21 protein-coding genes are annotated in these 22,114 nt (G+C 72.2%); 7 read left to right on the plus strand and 14 right to left on the minus strand.

Features of this window, described 5'->3' with window-relative positions; genetic code table 11:
* Positions 1-159: 159 nt before the first annotated feature.
* The gene (locus PHZ_RS05765) at positions 160-1,287 is read right to left on the minus strand and encodes a copper resistance protein B (RefSeq protein WP_012521611.1); all 1,128 of its coding nucleotides are present in this window, start codon (positions 1,285-1,287) and stop codon (positions 160-162) included.
* Positions 1,284-3,116 (minus strand): copper resistance system multicopper oxidase, encoded by a 1,833-nt coding sequence (locus tag PHZ_RS05770; RefSeq protein WP_012521612.1) that lies wholly within the window; start codon positions 3,114-3,116, stop codon positions 1,284-1,286. The genes PHZ_RS05765 and PHZ_RS05770 overlap by 4 nt, the downstream gene beginning before the upstream one ends.
* A gap of 35 nt (positions 3,117-3,151) precedes the next feature.
* Here PHZ_RS05770 and PHZ_RS05775 point away from each other — a divergent pair, with 35 nt between their 5' ends.
* Positions 3,152-3,874 (plus strand): PepSY domain-containing protein, encoded by a 723-nt coding sequence (locus tag PHZ_RS05775; protein WP_012521613.1) that lies wholly within the window; start codon positions 3,152-3,154, stop codon positions 3,872-3,874.
* Here the strand turns inward: PHZ_RS05775 and PHZ_RS05780 are convergent.
* Positions 3,847-4,122: a metal-sensitive transcriptional regulator gene (locus PHZ_RS05780; protein ID WP_012521614.1), complete on the minus strand. Its 276-nt coding sequence runs from the start codon at positions 4,120-4,122 to the stop codon at positions 3,847-3,849. The genes PHZ_RS05775 and PHZ_RS05780 overlap by 28 nt on opposite strands.
* Positions 4,123-4,248: 126 nt before the next feature.
* Here PHZ_RS05780 and PHZ_RS05785 point away from each other — a divergent pair, with 126 nt between their 5' ends.
* The 3 genes from PHZ_RS05785 (at position 4,249) to PHZ_RS05790 (ending at position 7,430) form a co-directional block, all read left to right on the plus strand.
* On the plus strand, positions 4,249-6,633 hold the full coding sequence (locus PHZ_RS05785; RefSeq protein ID WP_012521615.1) for a heavy metal translocating P-type ATPase: 2,385 nt from the start codon (positions 4,249-4,251) through the stop codon (positions 6,631-6,633).
* An 80-nt stretch (positions 6,634-6,713) separates the two neighbouring features.
* On the plus strand, positions 6,714-7,055 hold the full coding sequence (locus tag PHZ_RS21530; RefSeq protein ID WP_049758151.1) for a hypothetical protein: 342 nt from the start codon (positions 6,714-6,716) through the stop codon (positions 7,053-7,055).
* A gap of 69 nt (positions 7,056-7,124) precedes the next feature.
* Positions 7,125-7,430, plus strand: a complete 306-nt coding sequence (locus tag PHZ_RS05790) for a hypothetical protein (protein ID WP_041373270.1) — start codon at positions 7,125-7,127, stop codon at positions 7,428-7,430.
* A 5-nt stretch (positions 7,431-7,435) separates the two neighbouring features.
* Here the strand turns inward: PHZ_RS05790 and PHZ_RS05795 are convergent, their stop codons facing one another.
* The 7 genes from PHZ_RS05795 to PHZ_RS05825 form a co-directional block, all read right to left on the minus strand.
* Entirely contained in the window at positions 7,436-8,698 is a 1,263-nt protein-coding gene (locus tag PHZ_RS05795; RefSeq protein WP_012521616.1) for an MFS transporter, read from the minus strand.
* A 115-nt stretch (positions 8,699-8,813) separates the two neighbouring features.
* Complete coding sequence (locus tag PHZ_RS05800) at positions 8,814-9,068, minus strand: DUF378 domain-containing protein (protein WP_012521617.1); 255 nt, start codon at positions 9,066-9,068, stop codon at positions 8,814-8,816.
* An 89-nt stretch (positions 9,069-9,157) separates the two neighbouring features.
* Positions 9,158-10,333 carry a zinc-dependent alcohol dehydrogenase gene (locus PHZ_RS05805; RefSeq protein ID WP_012521618.1) on the minus strand — a complete coding sequence of 392 codons (1,176 nt, stop codon included), beginning with the start codon at positions 10,331-10,333 and terminating at the stop codon, positions 9,158-9,160.
* A gap of 14 nt (positions 10,334-10,347) precedes the next feature.
* Positions 10,348-10,935, minus strand: a complete 588-nt coding sequence (locus tag PHZ_RS05810; protein WP_049758152.1) for a hypothetical protein — start codon at positions 10,933-10,935, stop codon at positions 10,348-10,350.
* Between the two features lie 164 nt (positions 10,936-11,099).
* Positions 11,100-11,696 (minus strand): DUF4142 domain-containing protein, encoded by a 597-nt coding sequence (locus tag PHZ_RS05815; protein ID WP_012521619.1) that lies wholly within the window; start codon positions 11,694-11,696, stop codon positions 11,100-11,102.
* Positions 11,697-11,741: 45 nt separating this feature from the next.
* The gene (locus PHZ_RS05820) at positions 11,742-12,704 is read right to left on the minus strand and encodes an aspartyl protease family protein (RefSeq protein WP_041373271.1); all 963 of its coding nucleotides are present in this window, start codon (positions 12,702-12,704) and stop codon (positions 11,742-11,744) included.
* Between the two features lie 42 nt (positions 12,705-12,746).
* The gene (locus PHZ_RS05825) at positions 12,747-13,811 is read right to left on the minus strand and encodes a beta-N-acetylglucosaminidase domain-containing protein (RefSeq protein WP_041373272.1); all 1,065 of its coding nucleotides are present in this window, start codon (positions 13,809-13,811) and stop codon (positions 12,747-12,749) included.
* 78 nt (positions 13,812-13,889) lie between these two features.
* On the opposite strand from PHZ_RS05825, the gene PHZ_RS05830 reads away from it, so the two are divergent.
* The 3 genes from PHZ_RS05830 (at position 13,890) to PHZ_RS05840 (ending at position 16,475) form a co-directional block, all read left to right on the plus strand.
* Positions 13,890-15,047, plus strand: coding sequence for a saccharopine dehydrogenase family protein (locus PHZ_RS05830; protein WP_012521622.1), 1,158 nt, complete (start codon positions 13,890-13,892; stop codon positions 15,045-15,047).
* A 10-nt stretch (positions 15,048-15,057) separates the two neighbouring features.
* Positions 15,058-15,945: a sugar kinase gene (locus tag PHZ_RS05835; RefSeq protein ID WP_041373273.1), complete on the plus strand. Its 888-nt coding sequence runs from the start codon at positions 15,058-15,060 to the stop codon at positions 15,943-15,945.
* Between the two features lie 296 nt (positions 15,946-16,241).
* A complete protein-coding gene (locus PHZ_RS05840; protein WP_041373274.1) occupies positions 16,242-16,475 on the plus strand; it encodes a hypothetical protein in 234 nt (77 codons plus the stop codon).
* Between the two features lie 42 nt (positions 16,476-16,517).
* Here PHZ_RS05840 and PHZ_RS05845 read toward each other — a convergent pair whose 3' ends face one another.
* From PHZ_RS05845 to PHZ_RS05860, 4 genes are all read right to left on the minus strand, one after another.
* Positions 16,518-16,928, minus strand: a complete 411-nt coding sequence (locus PHZ_RS05845) for an endonuclease domain-containing protein (protein ID WP_012521624.1) — start codon at positions 16,926-16,928, stop codon at positions 16,518-16,520.
* Between the two features lie 76 nt (positions 16,929-17,004).
* Positions 17,005-17,736 (minus strand): RadC family protein, encoded by a 732-nt coding sequence (radC, locus tag PHZ_RS05850; RefSeq protein ID WP_012521625.1) that lies wholly within the window; start codon positions 17,734-17,736, stop codon positions 17,005-17,007.
* Positions 17,737-17,774: 38 nt separating this feature from the next.
* Complete coding sequence (locus PHZ_RS05855; RefSeq protein ID WP_012521626.1) at positions 17,775-18,317, minus strand: DUF4402 domain-containing protein; 543 nt, start codon at positions 18,315-18,317, stop codon at positions 17,775-17,777.
* A gap of 209 nt (positions 18,318-18,526) precedes the next feature.
* Entirely contained in the window at positions 18,527-22,105 is a 3,579-nt protein-coding gene (locus PHZ_RS05860; protein WP_012521627.1) for an ABC transporter permease/M1 family aminopeptidase, read from the minus strand.
* Positions 22,106-22,114: the final 9 nt, after the last annotated feature.

Here is a 22,114-nt window from a genome sequence, read left to right on the forward strand (position 1 = left end):
TGTCGCGGTCCCCCTCCCCCGACGGGGGAGGAGGGTGCGGGCCGCGGCAGCACTAGCGGTCTTCCGGTTCGCTGACGCGAACCGGCCCTCTCCTCGATCCTCTCCCTCTCGCTTCGCGGGGGAGAGGACGGGAGAGGGCCCGAGCGGAGCGAGGGTTTCCTAGAAGAACGCCTTGAGGCCGACGACGAGGCGGGTGTCCTCGACGGGTTCGCCCTCGGCGCGGGCGTAGTCGGCGGTGTCGCCGAACTTGCGCTCCCAGCTCACCCCGACATACGGCGAGACCTCGCGCAGACGAAGGTCGTAGCGCAGGCGTAGGCCCAGTTCGAGGTCCGAGAGGCCCGAGCCGACGCCGGTGGCCGGGTCGTCCGAGGCGGCCAGGTTGGCCTCGGCGGACGGCTCCAGGATCAGGCGGTTGGTGAGGCGCAGGTCGTAGGCGGCCTCGAGCCTGGCCGAGACGTCGCCCTCGTCGGACAGGAACAGCGCGCCCCCCACCTCGAACCAGTACGGCGCGAGCCCCTCGACCCCGAGCACGGCGTAGGTGCGGCGCGGGCGGGGCTGGAAGTCCTGACGCACGCCGGCCTGCAGGTCGAAGTAGGGCCCGAGCGCGCGCGACCACAGGGCCTGGACCTCGGCGGACTCCAGATGGCCCCCGGTCTCGCCCTCGCCCTCGGTCTTCAGCGCCAGGCGGTTCACGTCGCCGCCGACGCGGTACTCGGCCCCCCAGGCGAAGCCGTCGGACCCGTCCTGCGGGCGCAGCTCCAGCTCGTCGATGCGCAGGCTCCAGTGGCGCATGCCGCCGTGCTCGGACGCCAGGATGGCGCGGGCGCGGTCCATCTGCGCGCGGCCGAAGATGGCGTCGGCCTGGCGGTCGGCCGGCGGCGGCGGGGCCGGCGCGGTCCCGACCGGCAGGTCGGCGGCGCGGGGCATGGCGTGGCCCGCATGCGGATCGGCCGGCGCCTGGGGCATGGCGTGGCCTGCATGCGGATCGGCCGGCGCCTGGGGCATGGCGTGGCCTGCATGCGGATCGGCCGGCGCCTGGGGCATGGCGTGTCCCGCGTGAGGATCGGCCGGCGCCTGCGGCGTCGCGTGTCCCGCGTAAGGATCTGCGGGCATGGCGTGCCCGGCATGGGGATCGGCCGGCGGCGCCTTGTGGTGCGCGTGGGGGTCCGCCGCGGGCGGCGGGGCCTCGGCGGCGGGCGCCGGGTGGTGGTGGGCGTGCGGGTCCTGAGCGAGGGCCGGGGCGGCGAGGGCCGCGGGCACGAGCGCGAGGAGGGCGGGGCGGATCATGCGGCGGCTCCGTCGCGGACGGCGAACACCTGGAACATCCCGGCGTGCATGTGGAACATCATGTGGCAGTGGAAGGCCCAGTCGCCCGCCTCGGCGGTGAAGTCGAAGGTCACCTTGCCGCCGGGGGCGACGTTGACCGTGTGCTTGCGCGGCAGGCGGCCGACGGGCGCGTGGACCAGCTCGAAGAAGTGGCCGTGCAGGTGGATCGGGTGGGTCATCATGGTGTCGTTCACCAGGGTGACCCGGACGCGCTCCCCGGTCCGGAAGGTGTAGGGCGGCGGGCCGTCGGAATACTTCTTCCCGTCGAAGCCCCACATGAACCGCTCCATGTTGCCGGTGAGCCGGATCTCCAGCGCGCGCTCCGGCGGGCGGGTGTCCGGGTTCGGGTGCAGCGCCTCGAGGTCGGTGTAGACGAGCACGCGGTGGCCGACGCTCTCCAGGCCCTGGCCGGGCTCGCCGGTGCGGTCCTGGGGCATGGGCGCGATCGACTGCACGCCGGGGCCGGGCTCGACCTGGGGCGCCTTGGAGAAGTCGAGCATGTCCATCTCGTGCCCCATGACGTCCGAGCCGCGGACGCGGGGCGGGGCCATGCCGGGGACCGGAGCGGCGGCGGCGGCCATGGCGTGGCCGGCGTGTCCGCCGGAGCCGTGGCCGGCGTGCGGATCGGCGGCGGCCGGGGCGGCATGGCCTGCGCCGTGCCCGCCGCCGTGGGCCGACATGTCCATGCCCATGTCCTTCATCGTCCCGAGGGGGCGTTCGCGCAGGGGCGGGGCCTCGGCGCGCATGCCCGCCCGGGGGGCGAGGGTGGCCAGGGCCATGCCCGAGCGGTCCACCGCCTCGGCCACCAGGGCGAAGGCGCGGTCGTCGGCGGGCGTGACGATCACGTCGTAGGTCTCGGCGTTGCCGATCTGGAACTCGTCCACCGCGACGGGGCGCACGTCCTGGCCGTCGGCGGCCACGATGGTCAGCTTCAGGCCCGGGATGCGGACGTTGAAGATGGTCTGGGCCGCGGCGTTGATGAACCGCAGGCGCACCCGCTCGCCCGGGCGGAAGAGGGCGGTCCAGTTGTCGGCCGGGCCGTGGCCGTTGATCAGGTAGGTGTAGACCGCGCCGGTGACGTCGGAGATGTCGGTGGGATCCATCCGCATCTTCGCCCACTCCAGCCGCTCGGCCAGGGTCTGGTCGCGGCCGGCGAGCAGACCCGCCACGGTCTGCTTCTGGAAGTTGAACACCCCGCCCTGGGCCTTCATCCGGCGGAAGATCGTGTGCGGATGGACGAAGCTGAAGTCCGAGAGGACCACCACGTGCTCGCGGTCGTAGGCGACGGGGTCGGGGCCGGCCGGATCGATGATGATCGGGCCGTAGTGGCCCATCGGCTCCTGGAGGCCCGAGTGGCTGTGGTACCAGTAGGTGCCGCTCTGGATGACCGGGAACTCGTAGGTGAAGGTCTCGCCCGGCCGCACGCCGGGGAAGGCGACGCCCGGCACGCCGTCCATCTCGAACGGCAGCAGCAGGCCGTGCCAGTGGATCGAGGTGTCCTCGGCCAGGTTGTTGGTCAGGTGCAGCCGGACGTTCTGGCCTTCCTTCAGCCGGATCAGCGGGGCCGGCACCGTGCCGTTGATGCCCACGGCGTGGCCGACGCGGCCCTCGACCCGGTGCGGGAAGTGGCCGGCGGTCAGGCGGATGTCCTCGCCGGTGAGGGCCGGCAGGCCGGCCGCGGCGCTCTGCGCCCAGCCGGGCAGGAGGCCCGCAAGGGCCGCCCCGCCGCCGAGGGCGGCCGCCCCTTTCAGGAGCTTGCGTCTATCGAGGTCGCTCGCGCGGGCTCGCATGGGTAATGTCCTGGTCAGTGAACGGGGGGAATCGGATGCTTCGTTGGTCGACCCAGATCCATAAGTGGCTGGCCCTGGTGGTCGGCCTGCAGGTGCTGGGCTGGGTGTTGGGCGGCCTCGTGATGACGGCCATCCCGATCGAGACGGTGCGCAGCGAACACCATGTGGCGTCCTTCCAGCCGGCGGCGCTGCCGACCGATGGCCTGCTGAGCGCGGCCCAGGCGGCGCAGGCCGCCGGGGTCGAGCCGGTGGAGGCCACGCTCCGGACCACCCTGCGCGGGACGATCTGGAGCCTGAAGGCGGCCGACGGCAAGGTGCGGGTGGTGGACGCCGCCACGGGGCGGCCGATCACGCCGATGGGCGAGGCCGAGGCCCGCCAGCTGGCCGGCGCGCTGTACGAAGGCGATGGCCGGCCCGTCGCCGTGCGCTGGTTCGACGAGGCGCCGCAGGAGACCGGCCGCGAGGGTCCGCTCTGGCGCGTGGACTTCGACGACGCCGAGCGCACCAGCTTCTACCTCTCGCCCGAGACGGGCGAGATCGCCAGCCGCCGCTCGAACCTGTGGCGGTTCTACGACTTCTTCTGGCGGGTCCACATCCTGGACTTCAAGTCGGGCGATGACTTCAACCATCCTGTGCTCGTGGCGGCGGCGGCGCTGACGCTGCCGATGGTGGTGACGGGCCTGATCCTGCTGGTGATCCGGCTGCGCCGGGACTGGCGGGGCTTTCGGGCTCAGCGGGCGGTGCGCTCCAGGAGCTGAACCAGCTCGGCGGCCTTGGCGCGCTGCTCCTCCTTGTCGCCGCTGACGATGGCGCCCTCGATGCAGTGGCCCAGGTGGTCGCGCAGCATCTCGGTCTCGACCTTCGAGAGGGCGGCGCGGACCGCCTGGATCTGGGTCAGCACGTCGATGCAGTAGCGGTCCTCCTCGACCATGCGGGCGATGCCCCGCACCTGCCCCTCGATACGGTTCAGGCGGTTCAGCAGACGCGGCTTGTTCTCGCGGTTCATGGCGGGCTCCGTTCGGGTTCTGACAATATACCCTCCCGGGGTAATTGCAATATGCCCCATGGGGGTATATGTGCGGCTAACGGCTGATGCCCCCATGGGGTATAAGGAAGCAACGGAGGCTGCGGCATGGCCAAGGCGCACGAGCACCACCATCACCACCATCACGACGACCATAAGGGCGGCCATTCCTGCTGCTCGGGCGGCGGCCAGGCCGCAGGCAAGGCCGTCGATCCCGTCTGCGGCATGACGGTGGACCCGGAGACGACGCCGCACCACGCCGAGCACGGCGGGGAGGCCTTCCACTTCTGCTCGGCCGGGTGCCGCACGAAGTTCGTCGCCGATCCGGCGAAATACCTGGAGAAGGACAGCCGGCCGCCCGAGCCGCCGCCGCCGCCGGGGACCATCTACACCTGCCCCATGCACCCCGAGGTGCGCCAGGAGGGGCCCGGGAGCTGCCCGATCTGCGGCATGGCGCTGGAGCCCGAGCTGGTGACCGCGGACGCCGCGCCGAACCCCGAGCTGGCCGACATGACGCGCCGGTTCTGGGTCGGCCTGGCGCTGACCCTGCCGGTCTTCGCCCTGGAGATGGGCGCCCACGTCGTCCCGGGGCTGCACCACCTGATCCCGCCGGGCGTCTCGCACTGGGTCCAGTTCGCCCTGGCCACGCCCGTGGTGCTGTGGGCCGGGTGGCCGTTCTTCGAGCGCGGCTGGCGCTCGCTCGTCACGCGCAACCTCAACATGTTCACCCTGATCGCCATGGGCGTCGGGGTCGCCTGGCTCTACAGCGTCGTGGCCGTGATCGCCCCGGACGTGTTCCCGCCGGCGTTCCGCACGGCCGAGGGCGCGGTGCCGGTCTATTTCGAGGCCGCGGCGGTGATCACCGTGCTGGTGCTGCTGGGCCAGGTGCTGGAGCTGCGCGCCCGCGAGCAGACCTCCGGGGCGATCCGCGCCCTGCTGGACCTCGCGCCCAAGACCGCCCGCCGGGTGCGCGCGGACGGCGAGGACGAGGAGGTCCCGCTGGACCAGGTGCTGGCCGGCGACCGGCTGCGGGTGCGGCCGGGCGAGAAGGTCCCGGTCGACGGGACGATCCTCGAGGGCCGGGTGGCGATCGACGAGTCGATGGTCACGGGAGAATCCATGCCCGTCACCAAGGAGGCCGGCGAGACGGTGATCGGCGGCTCGATCAACAAGACCGGCTCATTCGTCATGCGCGCCGAGAAGGTCGGCGCCGAGACCCTGCTGTCGCAGATCGTCCAGATGGTCGCCCAAGCGCAGCGCAGCCGCGCGCCGATCCAGCGGCTGGCGGACATGGTCTCGGGCTGGTTCGTGCCGGCGGTGATCGCCGCGGCGGTCCTGGCCTTCGCCGCCTGGGCCACGTTCGGGCCCGATCCGAAGTTCGGCTTCGCCCTGGTGGCGGCGGTGTCGGTGCTGATCATCGCCTGTCCCTGCGCCCTGGGCCTGGCGACGCCGCTGTCGATCATGGTCGGCGTGGGACGCGGGGCGCAGGCGGGCGTGCTGATCAAGAACGCCGAGGCGCTGGAGCGCTTCGAGGCCATCGACACCCTGGTGATCGACAAGACCGGCACCCTGACCGAGGGCCGGCCGGCGGTGACGGCGATCCGTCCGGCGGCGGGCTTCGAGGAGGCCGAGCTGCTGCGGCTGGCCGCCAGCCTGGAGCGGAGCAGCGAACATCCGCTGGCCGAGGCCATCGTGCGGGCGGCGAAGGCGCGGGGGCTCGTGCTCGCCGAGCCGGCCGCCTTCGACTCGCCCGTGGGCAAGGGCGTGACCGGCGAGGTGGACGGCCGCCGGGTGCTGCTGGGCTCGGGCCGGTTCCTGGCCGAGGCGGGCGTCGAGACCGGGCCGCTGGCGGCCGAGGCCGAGGCCCTGCGGGCGGACGGCGCCACGGCGATCTTCATGGCCGTGGACGGGGCGCCGGCGGCGGTGTTCGCCATCGCCGACCCGGTGAAGGCCACCACCCCTGAGGCGGTCCGCGCGCTGAAGGCCGCCGGGATCCGGCTGGTGATGCTGACCGGCGACAACCGCACCACGGCCCTGGCGGTGGCGCGCGGCCTGGGCATCGACGAGGTCGAGGCCGAGGTCCTGCCGCAGGACAAGGCCGCCGTCGTCCAGAAGCTGAAGGCCGAGGGCCGCAAGGTCGCCATGGCGGGCGACGGGGTGAACGACGCCCCGGCGCTGGCCGCCGCCGACGTGGGCGTGGCGATGGGCGCGGGCGCGGACGTGGCGATCGAGAGCGCGGGGGTCACCCTGCTGCGGGGCGACCTGCAGGGGCTGGTGAAGGCGCGCCGGCTGTCGAAGGCGGTGATGGCCAACATCCGCCAGAACCTGTTCTTCGCCTTCGTCTACAACGCCGCCGGCGTGCCGATCGCGGCGGGCCTGCTCTATCCGGTGTTCGGCTGGCTGCTGTCGCCGGCCATCGCGGCGGGGGCGATGGCGCTGTCCAGCGTCAGCGTCGTGGGCAACGCGTTGCGGCTGCGGGGCGTGCGCCTGTAGGGGCCAAGGTTGTGCGGGCGCAAGGACGGCGGAGGCGAGGCGGGCCAGTGGTCGGGGACGTTCAGCACAAGGATGTTTCCGTGACCAAGACCTTCCTCGCCCTCGCCGCCGCGGCCGCGCTGACCGCCGGCCCGGCCCTGGGCGCCCCGCCCGCCGCGGCCCACCACCACGCCGACCACGCCCGGGGCGGCGACGGCCACCACGCCGGTGCGGCCGCTCCGGCCAATCCCCAGGCTACGCCCCAGGCGGCGCCGGGGCCCGCGCACTGCCATCCGGACGCCGCGCCGGCCGGGGCGGGCCAGGGCCATCCGCACGGCCACGGCCATGCGGGTCCGGCGGCCGGCGCCAAGGCCGGTCCGCACGACCACGCCGAGATGAAGAAGATGCACGAGGCCTGCATCGCCGCGATGAAGGCCAAGTAAGGCGCTCCCCGGGAACCGACCCGGCGGCCCGGGGCTTCTCCGTCGATCCGTCAAGACATGGAGAGACCGATGACGAGGATGCCCCGGAATGCGGCGGCGGCCGCGGCGCTGTTCGCCGGCGCGGCGGTGCTGGCGGCCTGCAGCGGCGAGCGCGAGGCCGAGGTGGACACCGGCGCGGCCCAGGCCGAGGTCAGCACGACCCTGCCGGAAAGCCAGGTGAGCGACGAGCAGCTGCGGGCGGCCGCCGAAGGCGCGGCGGCGGTGGCCGAGACGCCGCAGGGCTCGAACACCGCGGTAGTGGTGACGCCGCCGTCGGACTCGAGCGGCATGACGACCACGGACGGCGCGGCCGCGCCGGCGCCGCAGCCGAAGTAGGCCCCCTAGACGCGCTGCGGGCCGGTCTCGATCCAGGTCCGCAGCGCCCGGGCGGCCCGCCAGCCGAGCCAGGCGGCGGGCAGCATGACGAGCCCCGAGAGCGCCACCGGCGCCCAGGGCCCGATCCCCGAGAACAGCGGCCCCGAGATCAGGGGCGCCAGCACCCGCGACAGGGAGCCGGACGCCGTGGCCGCGCCCAGGACCGCGCCCTGGCGGTCGGCGCCGGCCGAGCGCGAGGCGATGGACATGGCCGCGGGCTGCCAGGCCGCGTGGCCGGTGACCGAGGCCAGCAGGAGGATCGCGGCGAGCCAGCCGAAGGGCGCCCCCGCCATGGCGACCGTGGCGATGGCCGAGACCACGAAGCCGATGGAGATGGTGGCGCCGGCGCCGATCCGCCGGACCATGGCGCCCGACAGGATCCCCTGGGTGAGGGCGGCGGCGACGCCGGTCAGCGCCATCACGAAGCCCACCTCGCGCGGGCCCCAGGCGAAGCGGGCGTCCATCCACAGGCCGAGCACCGACCAGAGCCCGGCGCTGGAGAAGAAGCCGAAGAAGATGGTGGCGAACACCAGCGCCAGGACCGGGTGGCCGGCGACCTCGCGCAGGCCCGCCAGCGGATTGCGCCGGACGCGGGCGGCGGCGGAGGCGGCGGCGGGCGCGACCCTGCGGTGGTCGCGCACGAAGATCAGCAGCCCCGCCACGGCCACCAGGCAGAGCCCGGCGGCGACGAGCAGGGGCGGGCGGAAGCCGGCGGCGCCCAGCTCGGGCCGGGCCAGGAGGCCGCCCAGGGCCGGGCCGACCACGAAGCCGACCCCGAACGCCGAGCCCACGAGGCCGAGGCGGCCGGCCAGGCGCTCGGGCGGGGAGACGTCGACGATGTAGCCCTGGATCGCCGACATGTTGCCCGAGAAGAAGCCGGCGACGGCGCGGGCGGCCACCGCGAACCAGATGTTCGGCGCGAAGGCGAGGGCGACGTACCCCAGGGCCGAGGCGACGATGGTCATCAGCAGGACCGGCCGCCGGCCGATGCGGTCCGAGAGCCGACCCCAGGTCAGCTCGCCCAGGAACTGGCCGGCCGAGAACACCGAGAAGAGCAGGGTGACCTGCCAGGCCTTCGCCTCGAACACGATGGCGAAGAACGGAAGGAGCGGGATGACGACGCCGAAGCCGATCAGGCTGAGGAACACCAGCAGCAGCATGACCGGCAGGGCGCCGCGGGGCGCCGGGGGGGGCGCCGGGGCCTGCGTGGGTTCGGGCGGCTGGGTCATGCCCCCGGGCTTAGCGGCGTCCGGGCGGCGCCTCCACACCTAAAACCGGACCCCGAACGAAACGAGGCCCCAGCCGGAGCCGGGGCCTCGCCACGTCCACGCGGGGGAGCCTGCCCTAGCGCGTGGTCATGCGGCCGTGATGGGCGGCCTCGGCCTCGGCCTCGCCCATCCGCATCGCCTTGAAGAACGGCATCAGCTGCCACAGGGCCGAGAGGCCCACGAGGCCGTAGACGATGCGGGACAGGGCGGCGTCCTGGCCGCCGAAGAGGTTCGCGACGAGGTCCATCTCCGGGCCGCCCAGGGCGACCAGGCCCCAGTTGAGCCCGCCGATGATGACCAGCGCCAGGGTGATCACGTTCAGCCACTTCATGCGCAGTCTCCTATTCCTGGGAAGGTAACCGGCGGACCGGGCCCATCGTTGCCCGGGGCGTCAAATGACGTCCCGGGCGGAGCGGCGGCCTACGGCTTCAGCACCACCTTCACGCAGCCGTCCTGCTTGTCGCGGAACAGCTTGTAGAGCTCGGGCGCCTGGCCGAGCGGGGCGGTGTGGGTGATCAGGAAGGTGGGGTCGATTTCGCCCTCGTCGATCCGCCGCAGCAGGTCGTCGGCCCAGCGCTTCACGTGGGTCTGGCCGGTGCGGATGGTCAGGCCCTTGTTCATGGCCGCGCCCATGGGGATGGAGTTGGACATCCCGCCGTAGACGCCGGGGATCGAGACCGTGCCGGCCGACTTGCAGGCCATGATCGCCTCGCGCAGGGCGATCGGCCGCTCGGTCTCGAGCTTGAGGGCGGTCTGCACGCGGTCGATCAGCTCGAGCACGGCGGTGGGGCCGTGCGCCTCGATGCCCACGGCGTCGATGCACTTCTCGGGGCCGTGGCCGCCGGTCATGTCCTTCAGCGCCTGGATGACGTTGGTCCCGCGCCGGTCCAGCACCTGGGCGCCCAGGGTGGCGGCCATCTCCAGCCGCTCGGGCACGTCGTCGATGGCGATGACCCGCTCGGCGCCCATGGCGATCGCCGACAGGACGGTGAAGAGGCCCACGGGCCCGCAGCCCCAGACGGCGACCGTGTCGGTGGGCTGGATGTCGGCGAAGGCCGCCGCCTGCCAGCCGGTGGGCAGGATGTCGGAGAGGAAGACGTACTTCTCGTCGGCGCCGGTCTTGGGGACCTTGATGACCGTCGTGGCGGCGAACGGCACGCGCATGTACTCGGCCTGGCCGCCGGCGTAGCCGCCGGTGATGTGCGAGTAGCCGAACAGGCCCGCGGTGGTGTCGCCGAAGAAGGCCTTGGCGAGGTCGGCGTTGCGGTTGGTGACCTGGCAGACCGAAAAGTTGCCGGCCCGGCACTGCTCGCACTGGCCGCAGATCATCTGGAAGGGGACCACCACCCGGTCGCCCACGTTGAGGCCGGCGGCGCGGGCCTCGGCGCCTACCTCGACGACCTCGCCCATGGGCTCGTGGCCCATTACGTCGCCCTTGCACATGGTCGGCACGAAGCCGTTCATCAGGTGCAGGTCCGAGCCGCAGATGCAGGTCGAGGTGACGCGGATGATCGCGTCCTTCGGATCCTCGATGACCGGATCGGGCACCTCCTCGCAGCGGAGGTCCTTCTTGCCTTGCCAGCAGATGGCTTTCATCGCGGTGTCCTCCTTCAGTCGCAGGTGCGCTTGACGGTGCTCATGCGCACGGCGGCGAGCACGTCGAGGGCGGTGACGGCGAGCACGACCCCCATGGCGATGCGGACGTTCGTCCGCTGGGGATTGTCGGGGCGGTCCAGGGAGCGCAGCACGGCGATGTCGAAGACGTCGCCCGCCACCCGGCTCCACAGCGCGGTGGTGCAGGTGGGGTCGCTGACCAGGCGCAGGCCGGTGGCCATCTCGCGCGCGCCGAACAGCAGCTGGACCATCTGCGGATTGGCGTCCATGCCGAGGAACCGGTTGACGCTCTTCGGCGCCATGAGGCCCCAGACGCCGAGGCCGATGGCGTTCTGTCCGAGGGCGCCCGACAGGGTGGGGGTCAGCGCCGGGGCGGCGCGCACCCGGTCGGTGGCGAGCGTGATGGACTTGCCGCCCATCATGCTGAGCGTGGTCGAGGGCGAGCGCGCGAAGTTCTGGAAGGCCTCGCCGGTCAGCCAGCTGCGGGCTTCGCGCAGGCCATGGGCGTGGCCGCCGTCGTGGGCGTCGGCGCCGTCGCCGCGCTTGGGCGGCGTGGAAAGTGGGGCGGAGTCTGAGAGCGACACGTCCGGCTCCTCTCGCTTCAGTTGGGGGATGCGGGAAGGAGACGGGCGAGCGCGGCCTAGCGTTCCATCAACTGTCGGATGTTGCGCATTTTATCCGACCGCACGGCAAGACGCCCGCCGGCGGGGGCCGGCGGGCGCCTCGGGACATCGAGTCCGGGTGGGGGCTAGTTGGCGCCCGCGCCCTGCTGGATCTGGCGCACCCGGTCGAGGTGGGCCTGGATCTTCGGCGCGGCCTTCTGGGCCAGGGCCTTGAGCTGGGCGTTGTCGCCGTTGTCGGCGTAGCCGCGCATCAGCGTCAGGGCCTCCTGGTGGGCGGCCTCCTGCTGCTCGAGGTAGACGCGGTCGAAGTCGGCGCCGTTCGCGGCGCGCAGGTTGTCGAGCATGCCCTTGCGGCGCTCGTCGAGGTCGGCCGGCGGGGTCTGGCCGGCGGCCTGGGCGGCCGGCTTCATCTCGTTCGACATGGCCGTGTGGTCGGCGACCATCATCTTGCCGAAGGCCTTCACGTCGGCCGACTGGCCCTTCTGCTGGGCCATCTCGCCGGCCTGGATCTCGTACATGTCGCTCATGGCGGCGTTGGCGACGAAGGCTTCCGTCGAGTTCGCGCCCATGGTCGAGGCGGAGACCTGGCCGACGGCGGCGCCCACCGCGTCCTGGGCGGCGTTCACCGGCTCGGTCTGGCCGGGGCTTTCGGCCTGCTGGCCGCAGGCGGCGAGGGCCAGCGCGGAGGCGGCGGCGGCGCAAACAAAGATCGCGCGGGTCATGGACGGCATCTCCCTATCCGAAGTCCTGGATGCCGGAATGCCGCGCTAGAGCCTTGGTTCCCGCACGAGGGTCGGGCCGGGAGGCACGAGGAACAGGCCGGCGGCGGCCAGGTCCAGCACCATCCGGAAGCGTTCCAGGAAGCCCGTGCCGAGGAGGCCGGGCGGGATCGGCCCGCGCACGCTGGGGGCGTAGACCTGGACGTCGACGTCGCGCAGCGTCACCCCGGCGGCCTCGACCGTGCGGGCGCGGACCATCTGGTCGAGGCTGACCCCGCCCAGGCTGACGGAGTGGGCTCTGCGCACCTCGCGCCCGGGGGCGAGGAGGCCGGCGGTGCGTGCGGCCTCGGCGGACAGGGCGAGCACGCCGGTGGCGCCGGTGTCGACCATCACCCGCAGCGGCGCGGCGCCCTCGATGCGGACGGGGGTCATCGGCGCGCCGCCCTGGAGGGTGACCGGGACGGCGATGGCGTCGTGCGGGCGGGCGTAGGTTCCCCGCCGGTGGAAGGCCGTGCGGCGGCGGGGGAAGTCGGCCTCGACCACCAGCTCGCGCAGGACGTCGCGGCCGAGCAGGATCTGGAAGTCCCGGCCGGTGGCGGCGGACAGGCCGGCGATGTCGAGCACCGCCGCGCGCATGCCGCGGACGGTCAGCCCCGGAAGCGCGAGGTCGAAGCGGACGGTGTGCGTCAGGCTGGGCTCGCCGCTGACGCCGTAGGCCAGCATCGGCAGGGCGACCGGCTGCGGCAGCTCCAGCCGCTGGGCGAGGCTGCGGTCGATGGCCGAGAACTCGGCGCCGGAATCCACCACGACCCGCAGCGGGACGCCCGCCGCCTCGGCTGGGAGCTCGATCAGGCCGCCGCGGCCCGGCATCGGGATCCACGGCGTGCGCTCGCCCCCGGCGAACTCGACGCCGGGCGCGGGCCAGGGGAGCCGGTCGCGGAGGAGATAGAGGGCCGCCCCGCCCGCGGCGAGCAGGCCAAGACGCGAGACGAGGGCGCGGCGGGAGATCACGCCCCTTCTCTAGCCGCAAGGGCGGGGCGGAAACAGGGCGCGCTACTGGGTCTGCAGCTCGTCGGCGCCGAGGGCATAGGCGCCGTCCAGCCAGGCCTCGATCTCGCGCGCGGCGGGGTGGTCGAAGACGGCGAGGCGCTCGCGCAGGCGGGCCTTGTGGTCGTCGGTCATGCCGTCGAGGCCGGACTCCTGCAGGGCCAGCAGGTTGCGCCCCACGAGGGCGGCGAAGTCCTCGCCCAGCACCTGCACGGCCGCCCGGCGGAAGCTGGCGGCGTATTCGTAGGCCTCGCCCTGGCGGTAGCTGTCCACGAGGGTCAGGGCGGGGATGCGGCTGAGCACCGCCTGGGACGCGGGGTTGATCCCGTGGGCGGCGAGCCGGGAGCCGATGGCCGCCGGCCGGCCGGTGAAGGCGCGCAGGTGCAGCCGCCGGCTCATGCGCGGGCCGTCGTTGACCGGATAGTTGTCCCACAGGAACGGCTTGCGGCGCATCTGCCCGGCGACGCGGTCGAGGTGGGCGGGGGTGACCTGCAGGGAGCAGACCTCCTCGCCGGTCCACATCAGGCGGATCGCCGGATCGAGCCCGGCGCCGAGATCCTCCAGATAGTCCGGCGGGCGCTGGCCGAACACGCGGTCGAGCACCGGATCGTCGCTGTAGTAGCTGGGGCAGGCGGCGATGCGGGCCTGCGGGACGCGCCCGGCGATCCAGTGGACGATCTCGATCTGACGGGCGGCGAGATCGGGCAGGTCGCCGCGCATGTCGTCGAAGAAGACGCCGAGGTCGTCCAGGCCGAGCGAGGCGAGCTGGTCGAGCTTGGCGGCGAGGTCGGCCTTCGCGGCGGCGTCGAAGTCGCGGTAGAGCTCGTAAGGCGAGAGGCCCACGCCGAAGCGGACGCCGGCGCCCCGGCAGGCGGCGGCGAAGGCGGCCAGGCGCTCCAGTTCGGCGTCGGGACAGGGCTCGCGCCAGCGCTTGCGCAGGAAGGCGTCGGCCTTGGGCGCGTAGAGATAGAAGCCGTAGCCCGCCGGCCCCAGGGTCCGGACCATGTCGGCCCGCTCGGCCCACGAATAGGGGCGGCCGAAGAAGCCCTCGATGATTCCCAGCTCGGTCACGCCCGGACCTTAAGCGAGCGGTTGCTAGGACGCTGTAAATTCGTGATGGTCGCGCCTCACGCACGAGGGAGAGCGTCCATGAACCCCAACGCCGAGTTCGACCTGATCGTCTACGGCGCCACCGGCTACACCGGGCGGCTGGTGGCCGAGCACCTGGCGCAGCGCTACGGCGTCGGCGGCGAGGTGAAGTGGGCCATGGCCGGGCGCTCGGCCGAGAAGCTGGAGGCGGTGCGGGACGAGATCGGCGCGCCGAAGGAGACGCCGCTGGTGGTCTGCGACGCCGCCGATCCGGCGCAGGTCCGGCAGATGGTGCGGCGGGCCAAGGCGGTGATCACGACGGTCGGGCCCTACCAGCTCTACGGCTCGGACCTGGTGGCGGCCTGCGCCGAGGCCGGGACCGACTACCTGGACCTGTGCGGCGAGCCCAACTGGATGCGCCGGATGATCGACGCCCACGACGCCAGGGCGAAGGAGACGGGCGCCCGGATCCTGTTCTCGTGCGGCTTCGATTCCATCCCGTTCGAGCTGGGCGTCTACTTCACCCAACAGGCGGCGAAGAAGGCCCTCGGCGGGCCGGTCCCGCGGGTGAAGGGCCGGGTGCGCGGCATGAAGGGCGGCCTGTCGGGCGGCACGGCGGCCAGCGGCAAGGCCACCATGGAGGCGCTGCAGAAGGACCCCTCGCAACTGGCGGTGATGATGAGCGACTACGGGCTCACGCCGGGCTTCGAGGGGCCGGCCGCGCCGCCCTCGAACGCGCCCTACGACGACCCGGACGTGGGACCGGTGGCGCCGTTCATGATGGCGGTGATCAACGTGAAGAACGTGCACCGCTCGAATCTCCTGATGGGTCACGCCTACGGGACCGACTTCGCCTACGACGAGATGGTGATGGGCGGGCCCAGTGGCGGGCCCGGCTTCACCGACCTGGGCTCGCTGCCCGGCGGCGGCCCGAAGCCCGGCGAGGGGCCGACCAAGGAGGAGCGGGAGACCGGCTTCTTCGACGTGCTGTTCGTCGGCGCGGCGGCGGACGGGCGGCAGGTTCGCGCCTCGGTCAAGGGCGACAAGGACCCCGGCTACGGCTCGACGTCCAAGATGCTGGCCGAGACGGCGATCGCCCTGGTGAACGCCCCCGACGTGGCGGGCGGGATCTGGACGCCGGGCGCGGCGCTGCAGGACCGGCTGGTCGAGCGGCTTTCGAAGCACGCGGGGCTGACCTTCACCGTCGAAGCAGCCTAAGAGACCGCCCATGGCACGCATCGTCGCCGTGGGCGAAGTCATGGTCGAGCTGAGCCTGGCCGGCGAGGGCCGGGCGCAGATCGCCTATGCCGGGGACACCTTCAACACCGCCGTCTACCTGAGCCGGCTGGGCCATGACGTGGCCTACGCCACGGTGCTGGGCGGGGACGACCCGTTCAGCCGCGGCGTGGCCGAGCTGATGGCCGCCGAGGGCCTGGACGCGAGCCTGGCGGCGCGGGTGGAGGGCCGGCTGCCCGGGCTTTACGCCATCGAGCGGGACGCGGCCGGCGAGCGGCGGTTCTTCTACTGGCGCGGCGAGGCGCCGGTGCGCCAGCTTCCCGAACTGGCCGACGGCGAGGCGCTGGCGCAGGCGACCCGCGCGGCGGACCTGACCTATCTGTCGGCCATCACCCTGGCGGTGGTGGGCGAGGCCGGCCGGACGATGCTGGACGGCTTGCTGGCGGGAGCGAAGGCGGTCGGCTTCGACCTGAACTACCGCCCGCGCCTGTGGCCCGACGTGGAGACCGCCCGCGCGGCCATCGACCGGGCGGCGCTGGCGGCGCGCTACGTGTCGGCCAGCGCCGAGGACCTCGACGCCCTGGGCATGGGCGACGCCCCCGAGCGGTGGGCGAAGGCCGGCGCCGAGGTGCTGCACCGCGGGCACGACCATTCGCTGACCATCCTGCGGCCGGGCGAGGCGCCGGTGCGGATCGCGCCGGGCGAGACGGTTAAGCCGGTGGACACGACGGGGGCGGGCGACAGCTTCAACGCGGGCTACCTGGCCGCGCGGCTGGACGGCGCAGGCCCCGAGGCCGCCACTGCGGCGGGGCGGACGCTGGCCGGCGTGGTGGTCCGGCACGTGGGCGCGATCATCCCGCGCGAGGCGATGCCCCAGTAGATGCCCCAGTGGTGGATGAGGCCGCCCGACGCAGCCGGACGGCCCCTCTGTTCGACACGCCTAAGGCCAAAAGTCCCTCAAACTGGATCCGGCGACGAACACCAGGACCCAGAAGATCACGACCGCGGCCAGGGGAAGAACCCTGTCCCAGCGGATTCGCATCACGTCCCTCAAAATGCGCCCCCATCCCAACGCAATCCAAGGTGGCGGACTTTGCGGGGCGCCGCAACCGGTTGACCCGCGTCAAGGCGAAGCAGTCTCCTGCGCGCGAGAGTGACGGCGGACAGGAGGCTTTCGTGGCGGACAGGCGGACCCCTTCGATCGGCCAGGCGGTGATCGGCGCGGTGTGCGCCCTGGCGGGCTCGGTCGCGCTGACAGCCATGTTCTGGGCGGTGAACAGCCGCTCGGAGGCGTGGGTGTTCCGGCTGGGCCTGGCGCCCGCGGCCCTAGCCTCGGCCGTGGCCCAGGGCCTGGTCTTCTACGGCGTCTGGCAGCTCTGGCGGGCGTTCCGGAACAACGGACCGGGGTAGCGCCCCCTCCCCCGCGGGCGGGGGAGGTTGGTCGGAGCGCGTTCAGGAACCTCCCCCATTCATGGGGGAGGGGGACCCCGAAGGGGTGGAGGGGGCGCTGGCGCGTCGCCGGGCGAGGTCGAGCAGGGCGTCGGCGATGACCTGGGGCGAGGAGATCACCTCGGACGCGCTGAGCCGCAGGGTGGAGACGCCGAGCGAGCGAAGGCGCCCATCGCGGCGGGCGTCGGCGGCGGGCCGGTCGCCGAAGCCATGCGCCCCGCCGTCGAGTTCCACGCACAGCCGTGCGGACGGACAGTAGAAGTCCAGCACATAGGGACCGAGCGCGTGCTGGCGGCGGAAGACCGGCTTGCCCGGTTCGCGGCCGCGCAGGCAGCGCCAGAGCATCACCTCCGGAAGCGACATGCGCTTGCGCAGGCGGCGGGCGCGCTGTCGGACGTTGCTGGTGACTCTCATGGTGCGGGCAGCGCCCCCTCCACCGCTTCGCGGTCCCCCTCCCCCGCGGGCGGGGGAGGTATTTTGGCGTCAGTCCTCACATGAGGCCGAGGGCCTTGAAGCTGGCGACGCCGTCGCGACCGACGACGAGGTGGTCGTGGACGGCGATGCGCAGGGCGCGGGCCGCGTCGACGACCTGGCGGGTCATGTCGACGTCGGCGGAGGAGGGGGTGGGATCGCCCGAGGGATGGTTGTGCACCAGAATGAGGGCGCTGGCCGACAGTTCGAGGGCGCGGCGGACGACCTCGCGCGGGTAGACCGGGGCGTGGTCGACGGTGCCGTGGTTCATCACCTCGTCGGCGAGGAGCTGGTTCTTCTTGTCGAGGAACAGGACGCGGAACTGCTCGCGGCTCTCGTGGGCGAGGGCGGTCTTCACATAGGCCAGCAGGGCGGACCAGGACGAGATCACCGGCCGGCGGCCCACCTGCTCCTTCGCCGTGCGCAGGGTCGCCTCGTGCAGCAGCTTGAGGTCGAGGGCCACGCTCTCGCCGACGCCGGGGACGGTGCGCAGCTCGGCGGCCGTGGCGCCGAGCACGGCGCCCAGCGAGCCGAAGCGGGCCAGCAGCTGCTTGGCCAGCGGCTTGACGTCCTTCTTGGGGATGGAGCGGAAGAGGAAGAGCTCGAGCAGCTCGTAGTCGGGCAGGGCGGCGAGCCCGCCGGCGACCGCGCGGCGGCGCAGCCGCTCGCGATGGCCCGCGAAATGGGGCGCCGGCGCCGCGAAGAGATCGGGCGCGCCGGAGGCGTCCTCTATGCCGGCCAGACCGCGCATGAGGAACAATGTTCCCCATGCGTTCCGGCTTGGCAAGCCTAGTTGTAGGCGACGGTCACGTTGAAGGTGCCGGTGTAGGCGCCGGGCGGGGTGCTGTCGCTGATGGCGAGCTGGCCGCCGACGCCGAAGGCGGCCGTCCCGGTGCCGCCGGTCGGACCGGAGAGCTGGCCCCCGCCCATGGTGGAGTTCAGGCTGACGGTGATCGGATCGGCGCCGCCGCGGGTCATGGTCATGGAGCCCGGCACGGTGACGGTGATGTTCATGCCCGCCTCGCCCGAGACGGTGAACGCCGCGCGGGTCGGGGTGGCGGCCGAGCCGCCGGTCACGCCGCTGGCGTTGCCGGTGACGTTCCGGTTTCCGGACTGGGCGTCGATGATGACGTTCCCGCTGCCCGACGTCGGCCGCATGATGGTGCCGAACACCAGGTCGGTGACCTTCGTCAGCTGCAGCGGCTGGGTGATGTTCATGCTGGCGGTGGTCGAGGTCGTGGTGCTCGTCTGCGCATGCGCGGTCCCGCCGACGGCGCACACGGCGGCCGCGGCGGCGGCGAGGCGGGCGAGGGCGGGCAGGATCTTCGACATGGTACGCGCTCCGGAGACTGGCCGTCCCGGACTGGTCCGAAACGGAACTTGGCCATACTGACCCCGCCCCGGGCGAGCAAGGTCCGGGCCAGCTTCCAAACGAAGACGATTACCCAATATGGGACTTCGGGAGCCCCGCCGGCGCGCGGATGCAACTTCCGCTAAGCATTTCGCCGGCGGTTCAACCCGCCAGCGCCGTAATGGCGCGGTCAGCCCTCGACGCTGACCTTGATGGCGTTGTCGTCAGAGTTGCGGTCGATCTGCTTGTTGTAGGGATCGACGCCCGCGAACCTGGGCGGCTTGTCCACCGTGACCGTGATCGTCTGGGCGCCGTCCCGGAGGGGCGTCAGACGGAAGTAGGCCACGTCGTCCTTGCCGAAGCCGGGCTTGCCGGGCTCGGCGGTGAAGACGCCGACGTCGAACAGCTCGCCGGGACGCAGCGGGGCCGGCGTCTCCTTGCCCTGGCCGTCGGCGTACATCTTGCGGGCCTCGATGGTCAGGGTCACGTCGTAGCGGCCGTCGGGACGCTTGCGGGCCGTGGCCGTCTTCGTCTTCAGGTCGTAGAGCGTGATCTTCTCGAAGAGGTCGGTGATGAGCTGCTGGTGCTCGGGCCCGGCCTCGGCGCGCAGGGCGTCGACCAGGTCCTGCGAACGGGGGTAGGGCGCGCCCTTGAAGGCGTACTGCGCGAGCACGCGGCGCAGGGCGGCGTTGACCTTCTCCTCGCCCAGCCGGTCGCGCAGCAGGTACATGACGATGCCGCCCTTCTGGTAGTGGATGTAGGGCTGGTTCTCGACCCGGATCAGCGGCAGCTCCTCGATCGCCTCGCCGCCGCGCGAACGCAGGTAGGTGTCGAGCTCGCGCTTCAGGAACCGCCGGATGGCGTCCTGGCCGTAGGTCTTCTCCATGACCATCAGGGCCGAATACTGGGCCAGGGTCTCGGACAGGACCGTGCCGCCCTGCATGTCGGCGCCGATCACCTGATGGGCCCACCACTGGTGCCCCAGCTCGTGCGCGGTGACGTAGGTGACGAAGTCGATCTTGTCGGGCTTGGTGTTGTCGGTGACGAACCCGATGCTCTCTGAATAGGGCATGGTGTTCGCGAAGGCCTGGGCGAAGGACGCGTAGGCCGGGAACTCCAGGATCCGCGCCTGGCGGAACTGGTAGGGGCTGAAGTTCGCCTGGAAGTAGTCGAGGCCCAGCTTCAGCGCATCGATCATCCGGTCCACGTTCCAGGGATGCTGGGCGTCGTAGTAGATCGCCAGCTCCACGCCCTTGTAGTCGACCTTGCGGATCGCGTAGTCGGCCGACTGCACCGAGAAGAAGTTCAGCACCGGCGCGTCGGTGCGGTAGCGCACCGTGCGGCGCCCGTCCCGCGTGACGTCCGAGACGAGGTAGCCCGGCGCGATCGGCGTCTGGCCGGCGACGGTGGTGATGGTGATGTCGGCGTTCACCCAGTCGGCGTTGGCCAGGTAGTTGCGGCCGGTCGCCGTCATGTCCTCCAGCTTGGGCGGGCGGATCTCGGCGGGCAGGCGGTACTTGCGCCGCTTGGCGCGGTCGCGGAGCAGGTCGTTCTTGTCCATGCCGACGACGGGCGCGAACTCGAAGTTGTTCACGAACGTCCCGTTGTCGACGAGCCGGGTGGTGTTGCCGCGGTTCCGGAAGCCCTTCTGCTGCATCACGGTGGTGAAGCTCAGCGTGGCCTGCTCGCCCGGCTGCAGCGGGGTCTCGAAGGTGAAGATGCGGTAGTTGAAGCGCGGGTGCGTCTCGAGCTTCGCCGGCCGCGACAGGACGATCTTCTCGGCCTCCGTGTCGCGGTCGAGGCGCAGGTGGAGCTGGCGGATCGGCGCGCCGGAGTCGTTGACGAGCTGGTAGCGGCCCTCAGTGACCAGCCGCGGGGCGTGCGGGTCGAGGTCGAGCGCCAGGACCACATCGGTGATCGAGGGCTGGACCAGCGTCTCGTACCGCAGGAAGCGCTTCTCGTAGTCGGCCTGCCAGCGCTCGTCGTCGATGGCGGTGCGGTAGTCGTTCCAGACGTTGGTGTTGACGAAGATGTAGCCGCCGAGGGCGACGAAGGCGACGAGCGCGACGCCGCCGACGAGGCCCGCGGGACCGGCCAGCCGGCGCGGCAGGCGCTTCAGGCGCGGCGCGAGGCGCGTCTCGGTCCCCCGCCGCCACAGGCCATAGGCCAGCACCAGCAGGATCACCGCGAAGGCCGACCAGTAGGCGCGGAACCAGGCGGCGAACTTCCAGTAGTCGCCCTGGCCGTTCATGTCCGACAGCGGCACGGGCGGATAGCCGCCGTAGAGGTAGAGGTTGTGGTCGAACCCGACCTGCGAGAGCGTCAGGGTGGCGATCAGGTAGACCAGCATCAGCCCCCAGCCGACGAACTTGTGCGGCGAGATGGCCTGCAGGAACACCGCCAGCGCCGCCAGCAGCGTCCAGTCCACCGCATAGGGGACCACGTACCAGGCGAGGTACTTGCCGAACTGGTAGTCGGTGTAGCCGTGGAAGGTCTGGACGATCACGCCCGCCGCGGCGCTGACCAGCAGCGTCGAAAGCAGGACGAGGGCGATGGCCAGGGTCTTGGGGACCACGAAGGCCCAGTCGGGCACGGCCGTGGAATCGACGATCTCGTGCGTGCGCCGCTCGCGCTCGCGCCAGACGAGTTCGCCCGCGTAGTAGATGGCGATGATGATGACGATGAGCGAGAACGAGCCGTTCAGCACGTCGATCACCCAGCGGGTCACCGGATAGAGCGCCGAGCCGCGCAGCTCGGCCCCGAAGGCGAGCGCCCCGATGCTGTTGAACAGGCCGAGCAGCAGCAGGACCACGTAGGCCGGGCTCTTGAACACCTGGGCCATCTCGAAGCGGGTGCGCTTCACGAGCTGGGCCCGGGCCGCGGCCGCGCCGAAGCTGGGCGCCGGCAGCGGACCGGCGGGCGGGACGTAGGCCTCCTCGGCCTTCGTCTCGGCCTTGCGGCGGGTCCTGGCGCCCTTGGTCTCGAAGCGGAACAGGGGGTAGGCGGCGGCCAGGGCGGCGAGCGCCACCGACAGCCAGATCACCCGGTTCCAGAGCAGGCCGCCCGCGACCGCCGGCATGGTGGTGTTGGCGTCGGCGGCGGTGAAGTAGCGGGTGGCGGCCTGGAAGGCGGCCAGGCCCAGGGGCTCGGCGAGGGCGGCGAGTTCGATCCGGCTGGGGTCGCGCAGGGCGCCCATCAGCACGAAGTAGGCGATCAGGAAGCCGGCGACCCCGATGTAGGCGCCCATCATCGAGCGCGTGACAGTGGTCAGGGCGAAGAACAGCGCCGAGACCAGGAACAGACCCGGCAGCGCCAGGTAGACGTAGGCGAAGGCGTAGTCGGAGAGCCGGTTCGGCCCGAGCGTCTCGGGATCGACCCACGGCATCAGCGAGCCCACGAACACGCCCAGCGGCACGAACAGGAAGGCCAGGGCGATGGCGACGAAGGCGCCGGCGAAGCGGCCGTACAGGTAGTCGAACTTGCGGATGCGCGTGGAGCGGACGATCGGGCCGTAGCCCGTCTCGTCGTCGCGGACGATGACGTTGGCCACGAACGCCGTCGAGGCGAACATGAAGAACAGCGTCATGATCAGCGTGGTCGTGCCGATCGCGACGGGCGCGTTCTTGTGGATGTTGCCGCCGGAGCCGATCTGGATCTGGTCGATCACGACCGAGCCGAACACCAGCAGGAAGAAGATCAGGCCGGTGATCCAGAAGATCGGCTGGCGGACCTGGTAGCGCAGCTCGAAGGCCGCGATCTTGCCGAACATGGGACGCGC

Origin of the sequence: Phenylobacterium zucineum HLK1, from assembly GCF_000017265.1 — a bacterium.
GTDB classification, from domain to species: Bacteria; Pseudomonadota; Alphaproteobacteria; order Caulobacterales; family Caulobacteraceae; genus Phenylobacterium; species Phenylobacterium zucineum.